The 24292-nt window shown below is 49.8% G+C and carries 22 protein-coding genes and 1 pseudogene; 10 read left to right on the forward strand and 13 right to left on the reverse strand.

Annotation, left to right across the window (positions count from 1 at the left end):
- Positions 1–113 precede the first annotated feature (113 nt).
- Together DYC63_RS11260 and DYC63_RS11265 are read right to left on the reverse strand one after the other, a co-directional pair.
- Complete coding sequence (locus tag DYC63_RS11260; RefSeq protein WP_115219297.1) at positions 114–407, reverse strand: HigA family addiction module antitoxin; 294 nt, start codon at positions 405–407, stop codon at positions 114–116.
- A complete protein-coding gene (locus DYC63_RS11265) occupies positions 404–664 on the reverse strand; it encodes a Killer protein (RefSeq protein ID WP_115219298.1) in 261 nt (86 codons plus the stop codon). The genes DYC63_RS11260 and DYC63_RS11265 overlap by 4 nt, the downstream gene beginning before the upstream one ends.
- A gap of 278 nt (positions 665–942) precedes the next feature.
- Here DYC63_RS11265 and ilvB point away from each other — a divergent pair, with 278 nt between their 5' ends.
- From ilvB to ilvC, 3 genes are all read left to right on the forward strand, one after another.
- Complete coding sequence (gene ilvB, locus DYC63_RS11270; protein WP_115219299.1) at positions 943–2697, forward strand: biosynthetic-type acetolactate synthase large subunit; 1755 nt, start codon at positions 943–945, stop codon at positions 2695–2697.
- A complete protein-coding gene (ilvN, locus tag DYC63_RS11275; protein WP_115219300.1) occupies positions 2694–3206 on the forward strand; it encodes an acetolactate synthase small subunit in 513 nt (170 codons plus the stop codon). Before ilvB ends, ilvN begins: the two co-directional genes overlap by 4 nt.
- 141 nt (positions 3207–3347) lie before the next feature.
- A complete protein-coding gene (gene ilvC, locus DYC63_RS11280; protein ID WP_115219301.1) occupies positions 3348–4361 on the forward strand; it encodes a ketol-acid reductoisomerase in 1014 nt (337 codons plus the stop codon).
- A 591-nt stretch (positions 4362–4952) separates the two neighbouring features.
- Here the strand turns inward: ilvC and DYC63_RS11285 are convergent.
- The 4 genes and pseudogenes from DYC63_RS11285 to DYC63_RS11295 all read right to left on the reverse strand — a co-directional run bounded on the left by DYC63_RS11285 (position 4953) and on the right by DYC63_RS11295 (position 9464).
- On the reverse strand, positions 4953–6659 hold the full coding sequence (locus tag DYC63_RS11285; protein WP_115219302.1) for an AMP-binding protein: 1707 nt from the start codon (positions 6657–6659) through the stop codon (positions 4953–4955).
- A 44-nt stretch (positions 6660–6703) separates the two neighbouring features.
- Positions 6704–6815, reverse strand: a pseudogene (locus tag DYC63_RS13855) (IS30 family transposase); the annotation flags it as partial.
- A gap of 130 nt (positions 6816–6945) precedes the next feature.
- Positions 6946–7491, reverse strand: a complete 546-nt coding sequence (locus tag DYC63_RS11290) for a hypothetical protein (RefSeq protein WP_115219303.1) — start codon at positions 7489–7491, stop codon at positions 6946–6948.
- 38 nt (positions 7492–7529) lie between these two features.
- Positions 7530–9464, reverse strand: coding sequence for an ATP-binding cassette domain-containing protein (locus tag DYC63_RS11295; RefSeq protein WP_115219304.1), 1935 nt, complete (start codon positions 9462–9464; stop codon positions 7530–7532).
- Positions 9465–9550: 86 nt separating this feature from the next.
- Here DYC63_RS11295 and DYC63_RS11300 point away from each other — a divergent pair, with 86 nt between their 5' ends.
- From DYC63_RS11300 to DYC63_RS11310, 3 genes are read left to right on the forward strand one after another with little or no spacing between them, the layout of a single operon-like run.
- Positions 9551–10723 (forward strand): amino acid ABC transporter permease, encoded by a 1173-nt coding sequence (locus DYC63_RS11300; RefSeq protein WP_218564618.1) that lies wholly within the window; start codon positions 9551–9553, stop codon positions 10721–10723.
- Positions 10723–11826 (forward strand): amino acid ABC transporter permease, encoded by a 1104-nt coding sequence (locus tag DYC63_RS11305; RefSeq protein WP_115219305.1) that lies wholly within the window; start codon positions 10723–10725, stop codon positions 11824–11826. Before DYC63_RS11300 ends, DYC63_RS11305 begins: the two co-directional genes overlap by 1 nt.
- A 1-nt stretch (position 11827) precedes the next feature.
- A complete protein-coding gene (locus tag DYC63_RS11310) occupies positions 11828–12574 on the forward strand; it encodes an amino acid ABC transporter ATP-binding protein (protein ID WP_115219306.1) in 747 nt (248 codons plus the stop codon).
- A gap of 7 nt (positions 12575–12581) precedes the next feature.
- Here the strand turns inward: DYC63_RS11310 and DYC63_RS11315 are convergent, their stop codons facing one another.
- Together DYC63_RS11315 and DYC63_RS11320 are read right to left on the reverse strand one after the other, a co-directional pair.
- Positions 12582–13343 carry a TIGR03915 family putative DNA repair protein gene (locus tag DYC63_RS11315; protein WP_115219307.1) on the reverse strand — a complete coding sequence of 254 codons (762 nt, stop codon included), beginning with the start codon at positions 13341–13343 and terminating at the stop codon, positions 12582–12584.
- Positions 13321–14601 (reverse strand): putative DNA modification/repair radical SAM protein, encoded by a 1281-nt coding sequence (locus DYC63_RS11320; RefSeq protein WP_115219530.1) that lies wholly within the window; start codon positions 14599–14601, stop codon positions 13321–13323. Before DYC63_RS11320 ends, DYC63_RS11315 begins: the two co-directional genes overlap by 23 nt.
- A gap of 206 nt (positions 14602–14807) precedes the next feature.
- On the opposite strand from DYC63_RS11320, the gene aspA reads away from it, so the two are divergent.
- Together aspA and DYC63_RS11330 are read left to right on the forward strand one after the other, a co-directional pair.
- Positions 14808–16205 (forward strand): aspartate ammonia-lyase, encoded by a 1398-nt coding sequence (aspA, locus tag DYC63_RS11325; protein WP_115219308.1) that lies wholly within the window; start codon positions 14808–14810, stop codon positions 16203–16205.
- A 59-nt stretch (positions 16206–16264) separates the two neighbouring features.
- On the forward strand, positions 16265–17575 hold the full coding sequence (locus tag DYC63_RS11330) for an anaerobic C4-dicarboxylate transporter (protein ID WP_425452126.1): 1311 nt from the start codon (positions 16265–16267) through the stop codon (positions 17573–17575).
- Positions 17576–17679: 104 nt separating this feature from the next.
- Here DYC63_RS11330 and acnA read toward each other — a convergent pair whose 3' ends face one another.
- The 5 genes from acnA to DYC63_RS11355 form a co-directional block, all read right to left on the reverse strand.
- A complete protein-coding gene (gene acnA / locus DYC63_RS11335; protein WP_115219309.1) occupies positions 17680–20328 on the reverse strand; it encodes an aconitate hydratase AcnA in 2649 nt (882 codons plus the stop codon).
- A gap of 80 nt (positions 20329–20408) precedes the next feature.
- Positions 20409–21158: a tRNA threonylcarbamoyladenosine dehydratase gene (locus DYC63_RS11340; protein ID WP_115219310.1), complete on the reverse strand. Its 750-nt coding sequence runs from the start codon at positions 21156–21158 to the stop codon at positions 20409–20411.
- 2 nt (positions 21159–21160) lie between these two features.
- Positions 21161–21913, reverse strand: a complete 753-nt coding sequence (locus DYC63_RS11345) for a TatD family hydrolase (RefSeq protein ID WP_115219311.1) — start codon at positions 21911–21913, stop codon at positions 21161–21163.
- A complete protein-coding gene (locus DYC63_RS11350) occupies positions 21903–22406 on the reverse strand; it encodes a paraquat-inducible protein A (protein WP_115219312.1) in 504 nt (167 codons plus the stop codon). Before DYC63_RS11350 ends, DYC63_RS11345 begins: the two co-directional genes overlap by 11 nt.
- Positions 22403–22837, reverse strand: coding sequence for a DUF1249 domain-containing protein (locus DYC63_RS11355; RefSeq protein ID WP_115219313.1), 435 nt, complete (start codon positions 22835–22837; stop codon positions 22403–22405). Before DYC63_RS11355 ends, DYC63_RS11350 begins: the two co-directional genes overlap by 4 nt.
- Before the next feature lie 108 nt (positions 22838–22945).
- Between DYC63_RS11355 and DYC63_RS11360 the strand changes: the two genes are divergently transcribed.
- Positions 22946–23464, forward strand: a complete 519-nt coding sequence (locus tag DYC63_RS11360) for an adenine phosphoribosyltransferase (RefSeq protein ID WP_115219314.1) — start codon at positions 22946–22948, stop codon at positions 23462–23464.
- 114 nt (positions 23465–23578) lie between these two features.
- Positions 23579–24250, forward strand: coding sequence for a Bax inhibitor-1/YccA family protein (locus DYC63_RS11365; protein WP_115219315.1), 672 nt, complete (start codon positions 23579–23581; stop codon positions 24248–24250).
- Positions 24251–24292: the final 42 nt, after the last annotated feature.

The raw sequence follows: 24292 nt of genomic DNA on the forward strand, positions 1-24292 counted from the left end.
TCTAGTTTTTATGTTTCAACAGCTATAGTCCGGTTCGTATCAATAAGGATTACTTAGCTGCAAACCGCAGCATAGGCATGGCAATACCATGCCGTCATTTTGATTGACCGCATCTAATCTTTTTCCGGATACAGACGACTGACCGCTATCAGGGATACGCGCCGCCGCGCCTGCCATAAATCATAATGTCTTTGCATAGTCAGCCAGCTTTCCGCGCTGCGTCCTAAGGTTTTGCTGAGGCGCAATGCCATGTCGGGACTGAGGTTGCTGTTGCCGTTGAGCAGGCGGCTGAGCGTCGAGGGCGAGATGTCCAAATATTGCGCCATTTCGCGCAGGCTGATATTTAAGGGCTGCAAATATAAGTGCTGAATGACTTCGCCGATATGCGGCGGATTGTGCATGCTCATGCGTCTTGATACTCCCGAATGGCGATATTGCCTTGGGCAAAATGGAAGCCTAAGCTCCCGAATGTGCCACTGAGACGATAGTTTTCGCCGTTTTGCTCAAGCTGCATATGCGGTAGGGGCAGGTCTTGCGCGCAATAGGCGCTGTCCAAGCTCAGCAGCACAAAGCGCAATGCTTTGGCGTGAGCGGCATTGATGCCGGCGGTATTGCCGGTGCGGTAGAACTTTTCCAGTCCTGCGTGTCGGATGTCTGTAATCATGCTGTCAGTATAATTCTCTGTTGCGGACTGCGCAACAAAATGAGTTTTTGCTTTTTACTTCAAAAAATTTTTTATTGAGATGAGGATGTTTTCCTTTGAAAGTATTTATTTAATAAATTGTTTTTAAATAAATAAATATCAAAAACACTTGTCTGCAAGACAAAATGAAAAGCGATTGTTTTTTGTTACTTGCGGCAATCGGCGTTTTTTTTGCTTGACCGATACGCATGCGGCGATTACATTTGGCGCTCGCTTTGACTTAATTAAAGAAGATTCATATGGCAAAGAAAAAACATCATTTAAGCGGTGCTGAAATTATTGTGGAGGCCTTACTTGCGGAGGGAACGGAATATGTGTTCGGTTATCCCGGCGGTGCGGTGCTTTATATTTATGATGCCTTGTATCAACAAGAGGGTTTGGTGCATGTATTGGCGCGGCATGAGCAGGGCGCGATTCATGCGGCAGACGGCTATGCCCGCGCCACCGGCAAGGTCGGTGTGGCGATTGTGACTTCCGGTCCCGGTTTGACGAATGCGGTTACCGGCATCGGCACGGCTTATGCGGATTCGATTCCGATGGTGGTGTTTTCCGGACAGGTGCCGTCTTCTTTGATTGGCAATGATGCTTTCCAAGAGGTGGATGCGGTGGGGATTACGCGTCCTGTGGTCAAGCATAGCTTTTTGGTCAAAGATATTAACAAATTGGCGGAGACGATTAAAAAAGCTTTTTATATTGCTTCAAGCGGCCGCCCCGGTCCGGTTTTAATTGACGTGCCCAAGGACGTCACTGCCGCCTTTGCTTCTTTTAGCTATCCCGATGAAATCCATATCCATTCTTACCAACCTACGGTGGATGGTCATATCGGACAAATCAAAAAAGCCTTGAAATTGCTGAGCCGCGCCAAGCGTCCGATGCTGTATTCGGGCGGCGGTGTGGTGTTGGATAATGCGGCGGAGCAGATGACGGTTTTAGCAAAGCAGTTGAATTTGCCCGTAACCAATACTCTGATGGGCTTGGGCGCTTACCCCGGTAATGACAAGCAATTTTTGGGCATGCTCGGTATGCACGGCACCTATGAAGCCAATATGGCGATGCATCATTGCGATGTGCTTTTTGCGGTGGGTGCGCGTTTTGACGACCGCGTTACCGGTGATATCGCCAAATTCTGCCCTTCCGCCAAGATTATCCATATCGACATCGATCCTTCCTCAATTGCGAAGAATGTGAAAGTGGATATTCCGATTGTCGGCTCGGTCAAATCCGTATTGAGCGAGATGCTGCGCTTATTGGGTGACAGCACTGCCGATCCGGCGCAAACGGCGGAATGGCGGCAGCAAATCGCCGAGTGGCAAAGCATCCGCTGCTTGGACATTTCGCCAAGCGAAGACGTGATTAAACCGCAGCAGGTGATTCAAACCTTGTACGAGCTGACGGGCGGCAATGCCGTGATTACTTCCGACGTCGGACAGCATCAGATGTGGGCGGCGCAGTATTTCCGTTTCCATGAGCCGCGGCGTTGGATTAACTCCGGCGGACTGGGCACGATGGGCTTCGGCTATCCTGCCGCCATCGGTGCAAAATTGGGGCGTCCGGAAGAAGACGTGTTTTGCATCACCGGCGACGGCTCGATTCAAATGATGCTGCAAGAAATGACCACCGCTTTGCAATATCATGTGCCGGTGAAAATCATTTGCCTGAATAACGGCTACTTAGGCATGGTGCGGCAATGGCAGGAATTTTTCTATGACAAACGCTATTCCATGAGCTATATGGAAAGCCTGCCGGATTTCGTCAAACTGGCAGAAGCCTACGGGCATCACGGCGTGCGCATTGAAAAACCGCAGGATTTACGGCAAAAACTGGCGGAAGTCATTGCCATGAAAGACAAAACCGTCTTTGTGGATATCGCCACAGACCCTAGCGAAAACGTCTTCCCCATGATTCCGGCGGGCGGCGGTCAAAACGAAATGATGCTCGGCGCGCATCATGAAAAAGCCAATAAACAATCAGACGAAGGCATGGTGCTGGTATGAAAACACAACTGGAACGCCACATTATTTCCATTTTAATGGCAAACGAAGCAGGCGCTTTATCGCGCGTGGTCGGGCTGTTTTCCGCGCGCGGCTTCAACATCGAAAGCCTGAACGTCGCGCCGACGCAAGATCCCAGCATCTCGCGCCTCACGCTCACGACCTTCTGCGACAATCAAATCATCGAGCAAATCAATAAGCAGCTCAATAAATTGATAGACGTCATCAAACTCGTCAATATCGAAGAACATGAGCTGATTGACCGCGAAATGATGATGGTCAAAATCATCGCCGATGAAAAAGACCGCCCCAATCTGCTGCAATTAAGCGATGTCTTCCGTGCGCGCGTGGTCGACATGCACCCTAGCACCATCGTGATTGAAATCAGCGGCAGCCCGCGCAAACTCGACGCCTTTCTTGCCATGCTGGATCACAAGAAAATCCGCGAAATCGCGCGCACCGGCGTGACAGGATTGGCGGTGACAGGTTCCGGCAAATGCCTTGATCTGTAATGTATTCTGAAATCAAAACCACGCGCATGCCGCTCAATTGCTGCATCAAGCGATTGAATACCGCGCTTGGTTTTGATTTCGGAAGCGATATAAACGCGGCAAAGCCGCACATTTTTTTACCTTTAACGAACTGGAGAATCCATGAAAGTTTTTTACGATAAAGATGCCGATATGAGCGTATTGCAAGGCAAAACCGTTGCCATCATCGGCTACGGCTCGCAAGGACACGCCCATGCCAACAACCTGCATGAAAGCGGCGTGAACGTCATCGTCGGTTTGCGCAAAAACGGCGCCAGCTGGAAAAAAGCCGAAAATGCAGGACTGACGGTCAAAGAAGTCAATGAAGCCGTTAAAGCCGCGGACGTTGTGATGATTCTGCTGCCTGATGAAAACATCGCCGAAGTCTATCGGCAAATCGAAGCCGACATTAAAGAAGGCGCCGCACTTGCCTTTGCCCACGGCTTTAACGTGCATTACGGACAAGTCAATCCGCGCCAAGATTTAGACGTCATCATGGTTGCACCGAAAGCCCCCGGCCATACCGTACGCAGCACCTACCAAGGCGGCGGAGGAGTACCGCATCTGATTGCCGTGCATCAAAACCAAAGCGGCAAAGCCCGCGACCTCGCTTTAGCCTATGCCGTGGCGAACGGCGGCGGCAAAGCCGGCATCATCGAAACCAGCTTCAAAGAAGAAACCGAAACCGACCTCTTCGGCGAACAAGCCGTTCTCTGCGGCGGCGCAGTCGAGCTGATTAAAGCCGGCTTTGAAACCTTAGTCGATGCCGGCTATGCACCTGAAATGGCGTATTTTGAATGCCTGCACGAACTCAAACTGATTGTGGATTTGATTTACGAAGGCGGCATCGCCAATATGAACTACTCCATCTCTAATAATGCGGAATACGGCGAATACGTTACCGGTCCGCAAGTAATTAACGAAGAAAGTCGCTGGGCAATGCAAGAATGCCTGAAAAACATTCAAAACGGCGACTATGCCAAATCCTTTATCAACGAATACCGCATGGGCGCACCGGCTATGACCGCCCGCCGCCGTCAAAATGCGGAACACCAAATCGAAATCGTGGGCGGCAAACTGCGCGACATGATGCCTTGGATTAAAGCCAACCGTTTGGTAGATAAAGAGAAAAACTAAGTTTTTCATCAGCCGATCGAAGAAGCGGAAAAACATGCAAGACAAATCCCTCATGTTTTTTCAATTCTTCGACGATATGGCGGTGCCAAAGCCTTCTCAAATCGGTTTGCCGATATAGTCGAAGAATTGAAAAAGTGACACAAGATGAGTATAGAGAGTACGGCAAACTGAATCAAAACTGTAACTCTTTTTGAAATCTTTGATTATAGAAGCAATTATTGCAAACGGCAAAGAAAGGACTAAGTTTCTGTATAGCTTCATTTTAATCTGAAGAAGCTATAATACGGGGCTTAGCCCTTTTTTATGCAGCAATTTTTTCTTTAAAGCGGCGTAAATGCCGTCTTGTACTACTTTTCCACTTCTCCGACTACAGCACAAAATCAATCGTTATATAGTTGACCCATGACAAATACGAACATTATATTTTTAAGCTTAGGCGGTTTATGCTGAAAGCACACGCCATGACAAACTGTATTGGATATAAATATCTAAATTACTAATTTATAAAGAAGTAGATCGGATACAAGTATCCGATCTACCCGTTTGAAAAATGATTAATCTTGCCATGAATTGACTATAACTAAGAACCTATTATTCAGAATTTTTTTGCCGCTCACTTTCGCTCAATTTGCGTCTTAAGACTTTCCCTACATTAGATTTGGGCAATTCCTCGATAAACTCGTAAATTTTAGGGCGCTTGTAGTTCGTCAAATGCTGCTTGGCAAATTCACGCAATTCATGCTCGCTGATTTGCTGATTGCCCTTAGCGATAATAAAGGCTTTTACCGCCTCACCGGTATTACTATGTTTTACGCTAATGACTGCGCATTCATGCACTGCGGGATGTTCTGACAATACAGCTTCCACTTCATTAGGATAAACATTAAAGCCTGAGACCAAAATCATATCTTTTTTACGATCGACAATTTTCACAAAACCTTGCGCATTCATACGCGCAATATCGCCGGTTTTAAACCAACCGTCGGCAGTCAGTGCTTTCTGCGATTCTTCCGTTTGATTCCAATAGCCGATCATAACTTGCGGTCCGCGTACCCATAATTCGCCCGCTTCATCAACAGGCAGAGGATTATCCTGATTATCGCGAATACTGATTTCCGTATCCGGCATCGGATAGCCGATACCGTCGGTAAACTGCTTATTTTCCAACAGATTGGCACAAACAATCGGCGAGGTTTCCGTTAAACCGTAGCCCTCAATCATCACATTGCCGGTAACTTTTTGCCATTGTTCCGAGACGATTTTCTCCAACGGCATACCGCCGGAGACCACAAAACGCACTTTGCTAAAATCCAATTGCGCAAAATCCTTTTGATTTAACAAACCTTTAAACAAGGTATTCAAACCGGTCATCACAGTAAAAGGATAGCGTTTTAAAATGCCGATAAAACTTTTCATATCGCGCGGATCGGTTACCAAAACATTATGCATACCCAAACTAGGAAAACATAATGCATTCACCGTACAGCAGAAAATATGATACAGCGGCAAAGGCGTGATACAAATCAGCGAAGGTTCTTTAATCGCGCTGCCCACCCAAGCCTTTACTTGGGCGATATTGGCCAATAAATTCGCATGGCTGAGCATGGCGCCTTTCGCCACGCCGGTAGTGCCGCCGGTATATTGCAACATGGCGATATCATTTGCCGCAATTTCGACCGGCTGAAAGGATAATTGCATACCTTTTGCCATGATTTCTTTATAAGACAAAGCGCGCTCGATTTGAAAAGGCTGAATCAATTTGCGTACATATTTCACGACGAAATTCACCATCCAAGCTTTTAAAAAGTGATGCTCGTCGCCAAAACGGGTAATAATCACATCTTTCACCTGCGGCAATTCAGATTGCACTTGGGCAAAAGTATGGGCAAAGTTTTCAACGATGACGATTCCGCGTGCGCCGGAATCTTTGAGCTGATGTTTTAATTCGCGTGCGGTATAAAGCGGATTAATATTGACCACGGCAATACCGCTAAGGTAGCAGGCGTATAATACGACCGGATATTGCAAAATATTGGGCATCATTAAAGCCAAACGATCGCCTTTTTGATAGCCGAGTTCTTGCTGCAAATAAGCGGCAAAGGCCTTTGCACGGCGTAATAGCGTTTGAAAACTGAGACTTGTATTAAAATTGCTAAACGCCGGCAGCTCGCCGTAGCGTTCTACCATTTTTTCAATGAATTCAGCTAAATTCGTATATTCTGCTGCTGGTAAATGATGAGGTGTGTCGCTGTGGTATTGAGACAACCAAGGTTTATGGCTAGCAGGATCTGCAATCATATTTTATTCCGCAATTTATGGTTTAACATTTCACAAGGTTTGATATAGTCGAAGAATTGAAAAAGTATTACGGCGTTGGCTCGCCTTGCCGTACTCTCTTGATACTGTCTGCGGCTTGCCGCCTTGTACTACTTTTTCACTTCTCCGACTATATAAGCTCTATTTTTCAAATAATACTAATACTGCGTTCAAGTCTTGTTATTTCGACGAGAGATTTATCGTATTTTTTGAAATACAGAACCATAAAAGCGGTTTTGAAGAACTCAAAACCGCTTGTTTTGGCATATTAAAACATTTGCTCTTGGAATTTTGCCAAATATTCCGTAGCCTTCGGCGTCGTATCCCAATCGCTTAAATAATCCGGACGTTCGTTATTAAACTCAAACATTACATGTGTATTTTCTTGATAAATCCGTTTAACAATCGATTTGCGGACCATAACGGTTTGATAGTCGTCTGAAGCAATCAACCAATCGCGCTCTCCGTTTTTGCTCGCCGCAACTAAGTTTTTCAAACGCATTTTCACGATTTGATCATGCGCGCCTTTGAATTTATGCGTGCTATTTAATTCGGTTTGATCGCAGAAAAGAACAACGGTTTTTTCCTTGCTGCAAAAAACCGCATCGATTGCTCCGGGGAAAGCGGCAATATCAGGTGCCAGATTATGCAAGTTATTTTGCTTAATCAAGGCTTCATAACGCTGACGCAACGCATCTTCGCCTTCAACCACATATTCCGCCGTATCCTGACGCCCATTGATGGTGTAGCTATAATTGCCGGCAATCTCGCGCGTATGCGTCACCCAATACACATCTTTAACATTCTCTGACATATTCACTCCCTTTAAGAATTATCCATAACAAGCAGATATTAGACATTTCCTGCTTCTAAATCCATCCAACGCTCAAGCAAGGCATCGAGTTCTTGCTGAGCCGTTTGCAATGCCGTATAAGCAGCGTTTTGCAACTCATGGCTTTGCTGATAAAAATCCGATGCGGCAATCTGCATTTCCAGCTGGGCAATCTCTGCTTCTTTGGCTTCGATAACAGCCGGCAATGCCTCTAATTCGCGCTGATATTTATAGCTTAATTTGACTTTGCTCTCTGATTTTTCAGCATTTGCCTTGCTATTGTCTGCGGCAACGGCATTTTTTTCAAGTCTTGAGGAATTGTTTTTCTCATTTGGCGGCGGATTTTCCGCCTCTAATTGCTCAATTGCTCCGCCTTGTTCCAACCAATCGGCAAAACCGCCCGGCACTTGCTCAATCCGCGATTTGGCACGGTTAAACACCCAAGAGCGCGTTACCACTTCGTCTAAAAACTCACGGTCATGGCTGACAATCAGCACCGTGCCTTTATAGCCGCCCAGCATTTCTTCCAATAATTCCAGGGTTTCCACATCCAAATCATTGGTCGGTTCATCCAAAACCAAAAGATTCGCCGGCTGCGCCAATAATTTTGCCAACATTAAACGCGCCCGCTCACCGCCGGAAAGCGCGGACACCGGCGTATTCCAACGCTCGGGCGGAAAGAGAAAATCTTGCAGATAGGCGGTGACATGTTTGCGCCCGCCGTTGATTTCGATGAAATCCTTGCCCTGCCCCAAACTCTCGCGCAAGGTGTCCTGCTCATTTAACTGGCTGCGTAACTGGTCGAAATAAGCGATTTCCAACTGCGTACCTAAGCGTACCCTACCCTGCTGCGGCTCGAGTTTGCCCAGCAGCACATTAAGCAAAGTCGTTTTACCGACTCCGTTTGCGCCGATTAAACCGATTTTTTCGCCGCGCTCGATAATATCGCTGAAATTCACAATCATGGCGGGCGCATGCTCATGCACAAAATGCAGATTTTCCGCCACAATCACTTGCTTGCCGCTGCGTTCTCCGGCATCGATGCTGATGTTTGCCTTGCCCTGCTGCGCAATTCGCCGCGCGCGTTCCATACGCATGGCTTTCAGCGCCCGCACCCGCCCTTCGTTGCGCGTGCGTCGTGCCTTGATGCCCTGACGAATCCACACTTCCTCTTCCGCCAATTTCTTATCGAAACGCGCCTGCGCCTGCGCCTGCGCATGCAGAACTTCCTCGCGCGTACGCAAAAAGCGCGCATAATCCGCCGCCACATCCAGCAAACGTCCGCGATCCAATTCCCAAATCCGATTAGCCACCGCGCGCATGAAAGCGCGGTCATGCGTAACAAAAATCACCGCGCCGGCAAAACGCTGCAAAAACTGCTCCAGCCACGTAATGGCGCCGATATCCAAATGGTTGGTCGGCTCATCGAGCAGCAAAATATCCGGTTTGCGCAACAACACGCGCGCCAGCCACACGCGCCGCCGCCAACCGCCCGACAACTCCGCCATCTTTGCCTGAGCATTCAAGCCGAACTGCGTCAGCAACTGCTCAATCCGCGCCTCTAAAGTCCAACCGTCCGCCGCTTGAATCAAACTCTCCAAACGCGCCAATTCCGCGCTGTCGCTGTCCTTGAAGTCGGCGGACAAACGCTGATAATCAGCAATCGCCTGATAGACTTCCTGCATTTCCTCACGCAGAACCTCCGCCACCGAACGCGCATCCGCCGTCGGCGGATCTTGCGGCAAATAGGCGATTTGCAGACCTTGCGCCGCCTGAATCTCGCCCTCGTCAGGACTGAGCAGACCGCGAATCACATTTAACAAAGTCGATTTTCCCTCGCCGTTGCGACCTAAAAGAGCGATTTTCTCCCCTTTTTCAATACTGAAATTCACTTTATCCAGCAAAGGTTTCCAACCGAAAGCCAAAGACAAATCACGCGCGCTTAATAAAGGCATAGGCATTCCCGAACATATAAGAAAAGGTTATTTTAGCATCAGCGGCTTTGCGGTATCATGCGCACTTGTTTTGAGACTACCTATTTATGACTTTTTTATCGCGACCCAATACCCGCCGCCTGTGTTTTCAACTCATCGCCTTTCTGCTCGTCATTGCCTGCCTTGCCTTTTTCGCCCACAACGCCCGCAATAATCTGCAACAAATCGGGCAAAGCGTGGATTTCGCTTTTCTCGGCAGCCGCGCCGGTTTTGACATCGACCAAAGCCTCATTCCCTACACGCATGACGACTCCATCGCCCGCGTTCTCCTCGTCGGACTGCTCAACACCTTGCTGCTCTCCGCTCTTGCCGGCAGCGCCGCCACCCTACTCGGCATAATCTGCGGCACCCTGCGCCTGTCTAAAAACTGGCTGGTTTCCGCCCTGACCGGCATTTATATCGACGTTTTCCGCAACATCCCCCTGCTATTGCAAATCTTCTTTTGGTATTTCGCGGTACTGTCCGTTCTGCCCATGCCGCGCGCCAGTACCCTGACCCTCGGCTGCGACGAAAACCAAAGCTGCCTAGCCGTATTGAGCAACCGCGGACTCAGCCTCGCCGCCCCGCATTGGCAGCCGCTTTTGCAACAAACATTGCTGATCGCCCTTGCCGCTTTAATACTCAGCTTCGCCCTGCATTATTGGAACCGTCGCCGCCAGCAAAAAAGCGGCAACATTCTTTCCCTTGCTTGGCTCTATCCCCTGCTGATAATCGCCGCCCCGCTTATTTACTATTTCGCCAATATCGGCCCCGACGACTACGAACTGCCCGTTTTAAGCGGCTTTAACTACCGCGGCGGCATTACCGTCCTGCCCGAATTCGCCGCCCTCTGGCTCGCCCTGACCCTATACAGCGCCGCCTACATCGCCGAATACGTCCGCGCCGGCATTCAATCGGTAGCCAAAGGACAAAGCGAAGCCGCCGTCTCATTAGGCTTGCCGCAAAGCCGCATCATGCGGCTCGTCATTCTGCCGCAGGCATTGCGCGTTATCATTCCGCCGCTGAGCAATCAATATTTAAACGTCGTAAAAAACTCCTCGCTTGCCGCCGCCATTGCCTACCCCGATTTGGTCTCGGTATTTACCGGCACGGCGCTCAACCAAACAGGACGCGCGATTGAAATCATCGCCATCACCATGGCGATCTACCTGAGCATCAGCCTGCTGATTTCGCTCGCCATGAACCTCTACAACCGCCGCAGCGCGATTAAGGAACGCTAATGACCCCGCAGATGTACGACTATCTCCCCGAACGTCCCGCGCCTGCCGGCAGCACCGGCTTGACTGCTTGGCTCAAACAACGTCTCTTCTCCAGTTGGGGCAACAGTCTGCTGACTCTGTTCAGCCTGCTGTTTCTTGCATGGATACTGCCGCCGCTTGTCAAATGGCTGATTATCGACGCCACTTGGCAGGGCAGCGACAAAGCCGCCTGCGCCCTTCATGAAGGCGCTTGCTGGCCTTTTATCGGCGCACGCTTGGGGCAATTTTTCTACGGCTTCTATCCCGATGAAGAACGCTGGCGCGTAAGCTTGGTATTCTTTTTGATTGTGCCGCTGTTTCTGCTCTCGGTCATCTTCTCCAAAAAGCACGTCCGCCATTGGGCGGTGCTTGCCAATATGCTCCTGATGCCGATTATCTGCTGGATACTGCTGCGCGGCGGCAGCTTCGGTTTGGAATCCGTGCCGACCAATAAATGGGGCGGCATGATGTTAAGCCTTGTCATCAGCTCGGCGGGCATTCTCTTTTCCCTGCCGCTGGGCATCTTGCTGGCTCTGGGGCGCAGCTCCGACATGCCCCTGATTCGCTGGCTCTGCATCGGCTTTATCGAATTATGGCGCGGTGTGCCGCTGATTCTGATACTTTTCATGTCATCCATCATGCTGCCGCTGTTTTTCCCGACCGGTATGACGATAGATAACCTCATCCGCGCCCTTATCGGCGTGGCATTATTCGCCTCCGCCTATATGGCGGAAGTCGTACGCGGCGGCTTGCAGGGACTATCTAAAGGACAATACGAAGCCGCCGACAGCATCGCGCTTAGTTACTGGCAGAAAATGCGCCTGATTATTCTGCCGCAAGCCCTGCGCCTCGTCATTCCCGCCATTACCAATACCTATGTGGGACTGTTCAAAGAAACCACCCTCGTCTCTATCATCGGCTTATACGACTTCCTAGGCATCGTCCATTCCGCCAGCCAATCCCCCGAATGGCTGGGGCTGGGCATGGAAGGCTATGCCTTTACCGCCCTCGTCTATTTCATTATCTGCTACGGCATGACGCGCTTCAGCTACCGCGTGGAAAAACATTATCATCAAGGACACTAATATGAATCCCATGATTTCAATACAGGCGCTCAATAAATGGTACGGCAAATTCCATGCCCTCAAAGAGATTACTCTTGAAGTCGCACGCGGCGAACGCCTTGTCATCTGCGGGCCTTCCGGCTCGGGCAAATCCTCCCTCATCCGCTGCATCAACCGCTTGGAAGACTACCAAGAAGGGTATATCTACCTAGACGGCGAACTGTTGGACGGCAGCTTGCAGCAAACCCGCAATCTGCGGCGCAAAGTCGGCATGGTCTTTCAGCAATTCAACCTCTTTCCGCATCTCAGCATCTTGGACAATCTCACGCTCGGACCGATTTGGGTCAACCGCCTGCCCAAACAGGCGGCGGAAAACAAAGCGCGGCAATTCCTCGAACGCGTCGGCATTGCCGAGCAGGCGGAAAAATTTCCCGGACAACTCTCCGGCGGGCAGCAGCAACGCGTCGCCATCGCCCGCACCCTGTGCATGGACTGCGAAGTCATTTTATTTGACGAACCCACCTCCGCCCTCGACCCCGAAATGATTAAAGAAGTGCTGGATGTGATGATAGAATTGGCAGAAGAAAGCAATATCACCATGCTCTGCGTGACCCATGAAATGGGCTTTGCCCGCCAAGTCGCCGACCGCGTCGTCTTTATGGACAAAGGGCAAATCATCGAAATCGACAGTCCCGAGCAATTTTTCCAAGCACCCAAACATCCGCGCGCCCAAGAATTCCTCAGCCAAATTTTGCACAATCAGCATTAAACCGCCGCTAAGGCTGCAATTCCGTCAGATAGCGCCAATAGCGGCGCGGCATCTGTCTGGCTTGCAGCGCCGTATTGCGCCGGTTATCAATCGTTGTGCTCTTAAAATACTGCCGCCACAGCGCTTGATAATGCGCTTCCGCCTCGCTCAGCTGCGTTTTTCTTGCCTGCTCCAGCAGCGTATCCAGCAGCATGAGCCGTCCGTCTTCATGATAAATGCCGTAGGCGCGGCGGCGATCGTATATCGCCCAGCGCATCTGCGGATAGCGGCGGCGAAAATGCGGCGCAATCAGCGCCAAAATATCGTAATCCGGCGCAATGCCGGCAAAAAAGACCTCATTATCATGCGCTTCAAAACGTACAAAGGCTTCCATGCGGTGCTTTTCCTTGCTCACCGCCTGCGCCCATTTTCCCCATTGCAGCACATCGGGATTGCCCTTATCGGCAAAAAAGCCGCGCTGCGGATGCGCCAATGCCTGACGCACAAGGCGCAGAAAGGTATCCGCCATCGTAGGGTGCGCATACAGAAAACCGTAAAGCAATTGCCTGTCCGCGCCTCTGTGCAATTGCTGTTGCAGGCGTTTGAAAACCCGCTCCGCCTGCTCGGCATTGCTGGCAATCCATATCGATTGGGCGAATAAATCCCCGCTTTGCGCCTGCATCTGCGCGCTAATCCCGACCGCCTCCGGCGGCAGTTTCGCCGCATAGACATGGAAAACCGCGCTTAATAAGCCCTCAAAGCTGCCGTCATAAATCAGTTGATACGCCATCAAACAAAGCCATTTGCTGCATGCTGCCGCGCTGCCATTTACTGCGGCTGTCGGCAAGCAGCAGCTCGCGCAGGTGCGGATTATCCAATTCAGCGGTGCTGGTAAGTGTTTCCGCCAAATCGATGAAATAGCGGGCGCGATTCGTCGCCACGCCCATCTGCTTCAATATCTCCAACGTAATGCGCCGATAGCGCCTTGCCTGAATGATTTTCCGCGCCGATTTCAAACCGATTCCCGGCACGCGCAGAATCATTTCTAAAGCCGCCGTTTGCAGGCGAATCGGAAACACATGGCGATGACGCAAAGCCCAAGCCAATTTGGGATCAATATCCAAATCCAAAAAAGGCTGACTGTTATCGACCAGCTCCTGCGCGGCAAAACCGTAAAAACGCATCAGCCAATCCGCCTGATAAAGGCGGTTTTCTCGCCGCAGCGGCACTTGCGCCGACACCTCCGGCAGGCGCTTATCCGCCAAGACCGGCACATAGCCCGAATAATAAACCCGCTTCAAGCCGTATGCGCGGTAAAAATGATCCGCCGCCTGAATGACCTGCTTATCCGTTTCCCCCGTCGCACCGATAATGAACTGCGTGCTTTGTCCTGCGGGGGCGAATTTGGGCGTGCTGCGCAAACGGCGGCGGCTGTCTTGATACGCGATAATACTGTTATTGATATGGCGCATCGGCTGAGTTATATCCTGATGATTCTTCTCGGGCGCTAATAATTTCAAGCCCGAAATGGTCGGAATCTCCATATTGATGCTGAGACGGTCGGCATACAAACCCGCTTCATCAAGCAATTCCGGTGAGGCTTTGGGAATGGTCTTCAAATGAATATAGCCGTGAAATTGATGCTCCAAGCGCAGTTTTTTGGCAATCAGCACCAAGCGTTCCATGGTGTAATCGGGATTTTTGAAAATGCCGGAACTCAAAAACAGTCCTTCAATATAATTGCGGCGGTAAAAATTCAACGTTAAATCCACAACTTCCTGCACCGTAAACGCCGCCCGCGCAATATCATTGCTGCGTCTTGATACGCAGTAAGCACAATCGTAAATGCAATGGTTCGTCAGCAGGATTTTCAAGAGGGAAATGCAGCGTCCGTCCGGCGTGAAGCTGTGGCAAATGCCCGAGACGGCGGAATTGCCCATTCCGGCGCCGCCGTTCTGCCTTTTGCCGCCGCTGGAAGAGCAAGAGACGTCGTATTTGGCAGCGTCCGCCAAAATCCCTAATTTTTTCAGTAATTTTTCCGTATTCATTTTTCCCCCGCCAAGCAGCGCATTATACAAAGAAAACCATGTTTTTTTCATGACGGAAAAATAGGTAACAGCTAGCAAGTCAAAATCAATCAACAAAATTTCAACGAAAAATAAAGTAATAAACAATAAAAACCTCAAAAGCCTTTATATCTTTTGCTAAAAACTTTATAATATCGTCTGTGATTAACAGAGAAAAGGAGCACTGAATGAGCACTCGTCAAGAACATGATTTACTCGGTTATCGAGACATTCCCGCCGATGCCTATTACGGCATTCAAACCCTGCGTGCCTTTGAAAACTTCAATGTAACCAATGTGCGTCTGCATCAATTTTCCACCTTCATCCGCGCTTTTGCCAATGTGAAAAAAGCGGCGGCAATTGCCAACCATGAAGTCGGCGTATTGGCGGCAGAGATTAAAGACGCCATTTGCTCTGCCTGTGATGAATTATTGGCAAATCAATTACATGAGCAATTCATCGTGGATATGTTCCAAGGCGGCGCCGGCACTTCCACCAACATGAATGCCAATGAAGTCATTGCCAACCGAGCTTTGGAATTACTGGGGCATGAAAAAGGACAATATCAATTCGTCCACCCGAATAACCACGTCAATCTCTCGCAATCTACCAATGACGCCTACCCTACCGCCCTGCATCTCGCCCTTGACGATTACTGCGTCCGTCTTTTAGGCAAAATGCAAATCTTGCACGACAGCTTCCTCAATAAAAGCAAAGCCTTTGGCGACAAATTAAAAATGGGGCGCACCCATTTGCAAGATGCGGTGCCCATGACGGCAGGACAGGAATTTCAATCCTTTGCGACCATGATTGAAAAAGAAATGGCGCGCATTGAGCAAACCCGCGAGCAACTCTATGAAATCAATATGGGCGCCACCGCCATCGGCACCGGCTTAAATGCACCGGCGGGCTATGCGGAAGCTTGTGCGGCGGCACTTGCCAATCTGACCGGCAAGCCTTATCACACCGCTGCGGATTTGGTCCAAGCCACGCAAGACACCAGTGTATATGTCGCTCTATCCGGCAATTTGCGTTTATTGGCGACGCGTTTATCGAAAATCGCCAATGATTTGCGCCTGCAATCTTCCGGTCCGCGTGCAGGATTGGCGCAATACCGTCTGCCAGAAATGCAGCCGGGCAGTTCCATCATGCCGGGCAAAGTCAATCCTGTGATTCCTGAGGTAGTCAATCAAGCCTGCTTCCATGTCATGGGCATCGACCATTCCGTCGCCTTGGCTTCCGAGGCGGGACAATTGCAGCTCAATGTTTTCGAACCTGTCATTGCCTTTAATTTATTCACCGGTATCAATATGTTGGCGCATATTTGCGAAACTTTCGCACAAAAATGCATCGACGGCATCGAAATGAATGAAGAACATTGCCGCGAACAAGTCTTGTCGAATATCGGACTGGTAACCGCTTTGAATCCGCATATCGGCTATGAGGCTTCTAGCCATGTGGCACGTGTCGCGCAGCAGACAGGCGGCAGCGTTTACGACATCGTTTTGTCAGAAGGTTTGCTCGATAAAGATAAATTAGACGAGATTATCGCACCTGAAAATATGGTCTATCCGCGTAAAGCCTAAAAACAAATGCCAAGCGCTTATAGCGCTTGGTTTTTATTGCTTATCATGAGGACTTTGTTATGGAATATATTTGGATATTACAACTCGCCGTTGTTTTAGGCGCGATTTATTTCGGCGCGCGACTTGGTTCGATCGGCGTAGGCTATGCCGGCGGCGCCGGAGTCGTCGTTTTATGTTTATTGCTTGGCATGAATCCCGGCAAGATTCCTATTGACGTTATTTTAATCATCATGTCGGTCATTGCCGCCATTGCCGCCATGCAAGTCTCGGGTGGTTTAGATTATTTGGTCTCGATAGCCGAGAAAATCTTGCGCAAGCATCCTAAACACATCACCTATCTCGCCCCCACCGTGACTTATTTTCTCACCATTTTGGCCGGTACGGGACACACCGCCTTTGCCGTTCTGCCGGTGATTACCGAAGTAGCGAAAGAACAGGGCATCCGTCCTTCGCGTCCGCTGTCTATCGCGGTTGTGGCTTCGCAAATTGCAATTACCGCCTCTCCTATTTCTGCGGCGGTAGTTGCGGTGAGCGGTATGCTTGAGCCGCTCGGCATCGGTTACTTGACTCTGCTCGCCATCTGCATTCCGACAACCTTTACCGCTTGCATGATTACCGCTTTCTTCTGCAACTTCATGGGCAAAGACTTAAAAGACGATCCCGTTTATCAAGATCGTTTAGCCAAAGGCTTAACCCAATTGCGCGGCATCAGCCAAATTGAGCTTAAACCCTATGCCAAACTCTCAGTGGCTATCTTTGTGGCGACCATCGTGATTGTCGTGTGCTATGCCACTGCTATCAGCGACACCGTCAAACTCATTGAAAATCCGACTTTGGGCAGAAACGAAGCGATTATGTCATTCATGCTCTTAGCGGCGGCTTTAATTGCCTTGTTTGCTAAAATCAACACTTCGGAAGTACTGAACAGCTCGACTTTTAAAAGCGGCATGAGCGCTTGCATCTGTGTGCTTGGTGTTGCTTGGCTGGGCGACACTTTTGTCACCGGTCATATCGACAGCATCAAAGAATTTTCAGGTAATTTACTGCAACATTATCCTTGGCTCTTAGCAGTCGTCTTATTCTTTGCCAGTATGTTGCTCTATTCGCAGGCGGCAACCGCTAAAGCCTTATTGCCGGCGGCAATCGCTCTTGGCGTGAGTCCTTTATCTGTGGTGGCTTCCTTTGCCGCAGTGAGCGCGCTCTTTATTCTGCCGACCTATCCGACCTTATTGGCAGCGGTGGAAATGGACGATACCGGCTCGACGCGCATCGGCAAATACGTTTTCGACCATCCCTTCATTTTGCCGGGAACGATAGCAATTGCACTCAGCGTCGCTTTCGGTTTCTTAGTAGGCGGCATCTTCATCTGATTCCGATAAATCCGCTACAGCAAGCGCCTGCAGATTACTGCAGGCGCTTTATTTACGGGCATTAAAAATGCCGCGCAAGCGGCATTTTGTTTGTGTAATAGCTATTAAGCGTTTTTATCCAATTGACGCAGCACATATTGCAAAATGCCGCCGTGTTGGTAATACGCCCATTCTTTCGGCGTATCGATGCGCACGCGCACTTCGAATTTTTTCACGCTGCCGTCAGGGGAAGTGGCGGTAACGCCTAAGACTTTCGCGCCTTTGTTTAAGGTATCGAAATCAAAAACTTCATTGCCGTTCAAACCAAGGCTGTCGCGATTCTCACCGTCTTTGAATTGCAAAGGCAGTACGCCCATGCCGACCAGATTAGAGCGGTGAATACGTTCGAAGCTCTCGGTAATCACGGCTTTTACGCCCAGCAAAATTGTGCCTTTTGCTGCCCAGTCGCGTGAAGAACCTGTGCCGTATTCCTGACCGGCAATCACAATCAGCGGCACGCCGGCGGCTTGATAAGCCATTGAAGCCTCATAGATGGTTTCTACTTCACCGCTGAGATAATTGGTGGTAAAGCCGCCTTCCGTGCCAGGGGCGATTTCATTGCGCAGGCGGATATTGGCGAAAGTGCCGCGCACCATCACATCATCATTGCCGCGACGCGAACCGTAGGAGTTGAAGTCTTTCGGCTCAACGCCGCGTGCCACTAGATATTGACCTGCCGGCGTTTCCGCTTTGAAAGAACCTGCCGGCGAAATGTGGTCGGTCGTAATCGAGTCGCCCAAACGCGCCAAGACGCGCGCACCTTTGATTTGCGGCAAGCTTTCGGGGGCTTCTTTGCTCATGCCTTGGAAATACGGCGGGTTTTTAATGTAAGTCGAGCTGTCGTCCCAATCATAGATTTGCGATTCGCTGATTTCGATGTTTTGCCACATTTCCGAACCTTTGAACACATCGTCATAGCCGCTGACATACATCTCGCGCTGAATGGCGGATAATTGCGCCTGCACTTCTTCAGGGCTCGGCCAGATGTCTTTCAAATATACGTCTTCGCCTTTGTCATTTTGTCCGATGGCTTCGGTGGTAATGTCTTTCAATACCGTGCCGAGCAGGGAATATGCCACGACTAAAGGCGGCGATGCCAAGAAGTTCATTTTGACTTTGGCATGGACGCGTCCTTCAAAATTGCGGTTACCGGAGAGTACGGAGGCGACTGTTAAATCATGGGCGTCAATGGCGTCGCCGACAGGATCGGGCAAAGGTCCCGAGTTGCCGATGCAGGTGGTGCAGCCGTAACCGACCACATGGAAGCCGACTTGCTCTAAATAAGGCAACAGTCCTGATTTAGCAAGATAATCGGTAACGACTTGCGAGCCGGGGGCTAAGGAGGTTTTACACCAAGGTTTGCGTTTCAGCCCTTTTTCTACCGCTTTTTTCGCAACCAATCCGGCGGCGAGCAGTACCGAAGGGTTGGAAGTATTGGTGCAGCTGGTAATGGCATTGATGACTACGTCGCCGTCTTGCAAAATGAAGGTTTCGCCGTCTAAGGTTACTTGCGCGCTTTTGCGTTCCTGCGGCACAAATTCATGCGCTTTTTGGCTGAGCAGATTTAAATCCAAACGGTCTTGCGGACGTTTCGGGCCTGCAACCGAGGGTACGACGGTGCTCATGTCTAAGGTCAGGGTTTCGGTATAGCTAGGACGATCGCCGGTATTGCGCCACATGCCTTGTGCTTTGGCGTATTCGCGCGTTAAGTTAATCAATTCTTCGCTGCGACCGGAGAGACGCATATAGTTCAAGGTTTCGTCGTCAATCGGGAAGATACCGCAGGTTGCACCGTATTCCGGCGCCATATTGGCGATGGTGGCGCGATCCGCCAATGGCAAATCCGCCAAGCCGTCGCCGAAGAATTCCACAAATTTGCCCACTACGCCTAATTTGCGCAGCATTTGGGTGACGGTTAAGACCAAATCGGTGGCGGTTACGCCAGATTTTAATTTGCCGGTTAATTCAAAGCCTACGACATCAGGCACCAGCATGGTAATCGGTTGTCCGAGCATGGCAGCTTCGGCTTCAATACCGCCCACGCCCCAACCGAGCACGCCCAAGCCGTTAATCATGGTGGTGTGGGAATCGGTGCCGACCAAACTGTCGGGATAGACCAACGTTGTGCCGCTGTCATTATTTTGGAAGACGACTTCCGCCAAATATTCCAAATTCACTTGGTGCACGATGCCGGTATCCGGCGGCACGACGCGGAAACGGTTAAAGGCTTTTTGCCCCCAACGCAGGAATTGATAGCGCTCGTGGTTGCGCTCGAATTCCAATTCGGCGTTTTTTTCCAAGGCTTCGTCGCTACCGAAATAATCCACCATCACGGAATGGTCGATAACCAAATCCACCGGCACTTGCGGATTAATTTTATTAGGGTCGCCGCCCAAATTGACCATCGCATCGCGCATCGCCGCCAAATCGACCACGCAAGGCACACCGGTAAAGTCCTGTAAAATCACGCGGCTGGGGCTGAAAGAAATTTCTTTTTCACTAAGGCTGCTCGGCGTCCATGTGGCTAATGCCATCACGTCATCTGTGGTTACGCTTTCTTCGTCTGTGGTACGCAGCAGATTTTCAAGCAAGATTTTGATAGAAAACGGTAATTTTGCCAAATGTTCGGACGAGGTTACGCTGGCAAGCGGATAATAAGTATATTCCTTGCCATTGACCTTCAAAATATCTGTTTTATTGGGATTTGTGTTCATCACTGCCTCTCTTCTTTTGTAAATTTAATCTAGTTTACGCTAAATCGGTCGGCAAATGCTAGACCGAGCTTAGCATTTTCTCATTTATCGCTAAGCAAGCCGCTTTTTTGCAGCAAGTCATTGATTGCATATCCGCTCATCATCATGCCGAACAAGCCCGGCAGATAGGAAATCGTGCCGTTTACCGCGCGTGCGCGTCCGGGATTATCGCCGCCGACCGGCGCATGTGGCAAAGGCTGGCGGCGTTCTTCAGTGGAATACACCACCGGATAGCGCAAACTGCCTCGCAAGGCTTTTATATGGCGGCGCATTTCCCGTGCCAAAGGACAAGCCGTGGTTTTTTCCAATTTGGCGATGCCGACTTTGCTAACATCCAGACAATTGCCCGCGCCCATAGCAGAAATCACGGGAATTTTCTGCGTCTGCGCAGCTTTGACCATTGCCGCCTTGCAGGCGATAGAATCGATGCAGTCGAGCAAATAATCGGGGCGATATTCTGCAAACAGCGCCTCTGCGCCGTCGGCTTGCAAAAATTGCTCCAATAAGGTCAGGCGGATTTCGGGATTGATGTCTTTTAAACGCGCTGCCGCCGCTTGCGTTTTCAATTGCCCGATATTGCTATGCAGGGCAAGCAGTTGGCGGTTGATATTCGAGGGCGAGACTTTGTCGTGATCCAATAAAATCAAATGTCCGATGCCGGCGCGCGCCAAGGCTTCCGCCGCCTGACCGCCGACTCCGCCCAAACCCGCGACCATCATCGTTTTTTCGCTTAAAAAGCGCCGTGCCGCTTCGCCGATTAAAATATCGGTTCTCGCTTGAAAATACGGCATAGTTACTCCTGTAAAAATAATCGTTGAAAATTGCGACTGCTGTCCGCGGCTATTTGTGCCGGCGATTCGCCGCGTAATTGCGCCAATACCGCCGCCACCTCCGCCACGCGCATCGGCTCATTATATTGTCCTTGATAGCCGAATAAAGGCTGATCCGGCGCATCGGTTTCCAATAAATAGCGCTCTGCGGGTACTACTGCCAATTGGCGGCGCAAACGCTGGGCGCGCGGATAAGTCGCCGTGCCGCCGATACCGATATAGCCGCCCAAATCCAATAATTGCGCCAATTGCTGATCCGAGCCGGTAAAACTATGCACCACAAAGCGTACTTTCGGATAGCGTTTCAGGGTCTGCAAAACCGCCTCTAAAGATTTGCGCGCATGCACAATCAAAGGCAAATCATGGGCGAGGGCTATCTCGATTTGCGCTTCAAAATAATAATCCTGCTGCTTTTTATCCAGCGGCACATAATAATCCAAACCGCATTCGCCGATGCCGTAGCAAGGATGAAGACGGATAAACTCCGCTAAAGCAGCAATATCTTCCGGACGATGTTCCGCCACATACAAGGGATGCAAACCATAGACCGGCAAAAAGCCCTGTGCCGCGCAAATTGCCGCGATTCTCTCCCAATGCACGCGCGCCACCGCCGGAATCATTAATTGCGACACCCCTGCCTCCTGCGCTCGCGCCCACTGCGCCGCACGTTCCTCGTCATCGAAAAAATCAAAATGGATATGGCTATCAATCAACATGGCCGCTTCTCTTGGCAATATTCTGGTCAATCAGCATACCCGCCGCCAATGAAATCATGACCGCCGCGGTAAACCAATAAATGCCGCTGTGAATTTCCACTTCCACAATCCAGCCCAATTTCATAATCATCAGCAATTGCGCGACCACAAACACATCTAGCATCGAAAATTTTGCCGCCTTGGTCAGCCAATGATGCCAATGAACCAATAAATCGCGCGATTGCGGATAGCGCCAGACATAAGCCATCATCAGCAAAAATTTCGTTAAAGGGAAAAATACGCTGAAAAACAATAAGAGCAAGCCCAAGCCGAAAGTCTTATCCGCCAATAATTCGCCGATTCCGCCCAAGACCGTAAAAGTATTGCGCATCAGCACCAGCTTTTTAACCGTCATCATCGGCAACATAATCCCCACCCCGAAACAGAGCAAACCGGCACATAGCAGCAATAACAGACACAGACGCCACGGCGCATCTTGCAAGTAAGCGCTCATTTCAAATCCTCCAAGAGCGGTAGATCTGCCGTCGCCGCAGCCGCATTCAAGCGGTAACGATGACGGTGGCAATAATCCAGCCATTCTCCCAAAGCGCGGTTCAATGCCAATTTATACGCCCTGACCTCGCCCACCGGCTTTTGCATCGGCGGCAAAGCCTCTACCAAACGTGCATCGTGATAGACGCGAATCGTATAATCCGGCGAAAAACGGCGTTGGCGTTGAGGAAAAAAATGCCCCAATAGCCATTCGCTGGTATAGGGCTGAGCGCTTAATCGATGCACATAAACAGGCAGGCGTCCCTGCGCTTCCAAAGCAAACCAGCCCTTCTCATTCGGCATATTCGGCAAAATCAAGCGGAATAACATATAGTTCTGCTCATAAAGCGGCAATAAAGACTCTTTGCGTTGAAAAATTTGCGGACGTAACATAATTTAAATCTTAAAAAACAGTCGGCATTGTGGCGACCCGAGAGATTTTTTTCAAGCTACGAAGCGCACCAAATTTGCTACACTACACTTTTTTTACGGAGCGCAATCATGAGCTGGCAAGACTTGGTCATCACCATTCCCGACTATCCGAAAGCAGGCATTCAATTCAAAGACATCACGCCTTTATTGGCGGACGGACAGGGATTTTCCGCCGCCATTGAAGAAATGGCGCAATTCTGTTTGCAAGACGGCATCCGTCCGGACGTCTTGGCTTGCCCCGAAGCGCGCGGATTCATCTTTGCTTCCGCTTTGGCGCAACGTCTGGGCATCGGCTTTATTCCTTTGCGCAAACCCGGCAAATTGCCGCGTCCTGTCGCGCAAGCCGTCTATGATTTGGAATACGGACAAGACATTTTGGAAGTACATCGCGACGACGTCAAAGCCGGCATGCGTATTTTAATGGTGGACGACGTGTTGGCGACCGGCGGCACGATGAGTGCCTGCATCCAACTTTTGCAATCCTTGCAAGCCGAAGTCGTCGGCGCCGCATTTTTGCTTGAAATCGAAGCCCTCGCCGGACGGCAAAAACTGCCCGATATTCCCGTCTTAAGCCTGATTAAGAACTAATTTCTAAGCTAAAAGATTACAAATTAAGAAGGTCAACCTTAGCAGCTTTACAGCAAAGCAATGCTCGGCTACAATCCTTGCGCTTTCTTTACTTTACATGACAGGAGAACATCTATGCAATTTAACAATACTCAAACCACGATTGATTATGCCTCGGAAGGCTCGCTCTTAGCACGCAACAAAGTCTTGCGCCAAACTTATATTTTATTGGCGGCAAACGTACTTTTTAGCGCCTTCTGCGCCTTTGTCGGCATGAAAATGGGCATCGGACGCATTCCTTGGTTTATTTATCTTGTCGGCTTCTTCGGTCTGACCTTCGGCATCAGCGCAAACCGCAATAACGGCTTAGGCATCATTCTGCTCTTCGCCTTCACAGGCTTTTTGGGCGTTTCCTTATCTAATATTCTCAACTTCTACGTTGCTTACGGTTTAGGCAATGTCGTTGTTAAAGCCCTAGTCGGCTCAGCGGTCATTTTCTTTGCCTTATCAGCTTATGTATTGAAAACTGGCAAGAATTTCAACTTCTTAGGCGGTTTCTTATTCGTCGGTATGATTGTTGTCTTATTGGCTTCAATCGGCGCTTTATTATTTAACATGACGGCATTAAGCGCTGTTATTTCAGGCGCTTGCTTGATGGTTTTCTCAGGCTATGTCTTATTCGACACTAGCCGCATTATGCGCGGAGAAGAAGACAACTACATCCTTGCCACCTTAAACCTCTTTATCAACCTCTTCAATATCTTTGTCAGCCTGCTGAATTTGCTCGGCATCGCTGGCAACGATTAATATAAAATACGCTATCCAGACACCCTTGCGGTGTCTGGATTT

The sequence above is a fragment of the Suttonella indologenes genome (assembly GCF_900460215.1).
In the GTDB taxonomy this organism is placed as follows: domain Bacteria; phylum Pseudomonadota; class Gammaproteobacteria; order Cardiobacteriales; family Cardiobacteriaceae; genus Suttonella; species Suttonella indologenes.

What these genes read in the sequence shown, in the direction of transcription:
- DYC63_RS11260 (WP_115219297.1), bottom strand. Translation starts at nt 407, where the DNA reads ATGAGCATGCACAATCCGCCGCATATCGGCGAAGTCATTCAGCACTTA.
- DYC63_RS11265 (WP_115219298.1), bottom strand. Translation starts at nt 664, where the DNA reads ATGATTACAGACATCCGACACGCAGGACTGGAAAAGTTCTACCGCACC.
- ilvB (WP_115219299.1), top strand. Translation starts at nt 943, where the DNA reads ATGGCAAAGAAAAAACATCATTTAAGCGGTGCTGAAATTATTGTGGAG.
- ilvN (WP_115219300.1), top strand. Translation starts at nt 2,694, where the DNA reads ATGAAAACACAACTGGAACGCCACATTATTTCCATTTTAATGGCAAAC.
- ilvC (WP_115219301.1), top strand. Translation starts at nt 3,348, where the DNA reads ATGAAAGTTTTTTACGATAAAGATGCCGATATGAGCGTATTGCAAGGC.
- DYC63_RS11285 (WP_115219302.1), bottom strand. Translation starts at nt 6,659, where the DNA reads ATGATTGCAGATCCTGCTAGCCATAAACCTTGGTTGTCTCAATACCAC.
- DYC63_RS11290 (WP_115219303.1), bottom strand. Translation starts at nt 7,491, where the DNA reads ATGTCAGAGAATGTTAAAGATGTGTATTGGGTGACGCATACGCGCGAG.
- DYC63_RS11295 (WP_115219304.1), bottom strand. Translation starts at nt 9,464, where the DNA reads ATGCCTTTATTAAGCGCGCGTGATTTGTCTTTGGCTTTCGGTTGGAAA.
- DYC63_RS11300 (WP_218564618.1), top strand. Translation starts at nt 9,551, where the DNA reads ATGACTTTTTTATCGCGACCCAATACCCGCCGCCTGTGTTTTCAACTC.
- DYC63_RS11305 (WP_115219305.1), top strand. Translation starts at nt 10,723, where the DNA reads ATGACCCCGCAGATGTACGACTATCTCCCCGAACGTCCCGCGCCTGCC.
- DYC63_RS11310 (WP_115219306.1), top strand. Translation starts at nt 11,828, where the DNA reads ATGAATCCCATGATTTCAATACAGGCGCTCAATAAATGGTACGGCAAA.
- DYC63_RS11315 (WP_115219307.1), bottom strand. Translation starts at nt 13,343, where the DNA reads ATGGCGTATCAACTGATTTATGACGGCAGCTTTGAGGGCTTATTAAGC.
- DYC63_RS11320 (WP_115219530.1), bottom strand. Translation starts at nt 14,601, where the DNA reads ATGAATACGGAAAAATTACTGAAAAAATTAGGGATTTTGGCGGACGCT.
- aspA (WP_115219308.1), top strand. Translation starts at nt 14,808, where the DNA reads ATGAGCACTCGTCAAGAACATGATTTACTCGGTTATCGAGACATTCCC.
- DYC63_RS11330 (WP_425452126.1), top strand. Translation starts at nt 16,265, where the DNA reads ATGGAATATATTTGGATATTACAACTCGCCGTTGTTTTAGGCGCGATT.
- acnA (WP_115219309.1), bottom strand. Translation starts at nt 20,328, where the DNA reads ATGAACACAAATCCCAATAAAACAGATATTTTGAAGGTCAATGGCAAG.
- DYC63_RS11340 (WP_115219310.1), bottom strand. Translation starts at nt 21,158, where the DNA reads ATGCCGTATTTTCAAGCGAGAACCGATATTTTAATCGGCGAAGCGGCA.
- DYC63_RS11345 (WP_115219311.1), bottom strand. Translation starts at nt 21,913, where the DNA reads ATGTTGATTGATAGCCATATCCATTTTGATTTTTTCGATGACGAGGAA.
- DYC63_RS11350 (WP_115219312.1), bottom strand. Translation starts at nt 22,406, where the DNA reads ATGAGCGCTTACTTGCAAGATGCGCCGTGGCGTCTGTGTCTGTTATTG.
- DYC63_RS11355 (WP_115219313.1), bottom strand. Translation starts at nt 22,837, where the DNA reads ATGTTACGTCCGCAAATTTTTCAACGCAAAGAGTCTTTATTGCCGCTT.
- DYC63_RS11360 (WP_115219314.1), top strand. Translation starts at nt 22,946, where the DNA reads ATGAGCTGGCAAGACTTGGTCATCACCATTCCCGACTATCCGAAAGCA.
- DYC63_RS11365 (WP_115219315.1), top strand. Translation starts at nt 23,579, where the DNA reads ATGCAATTTAACAATACTCAAACCACGATTGATTATGCCTCGGAAGGC.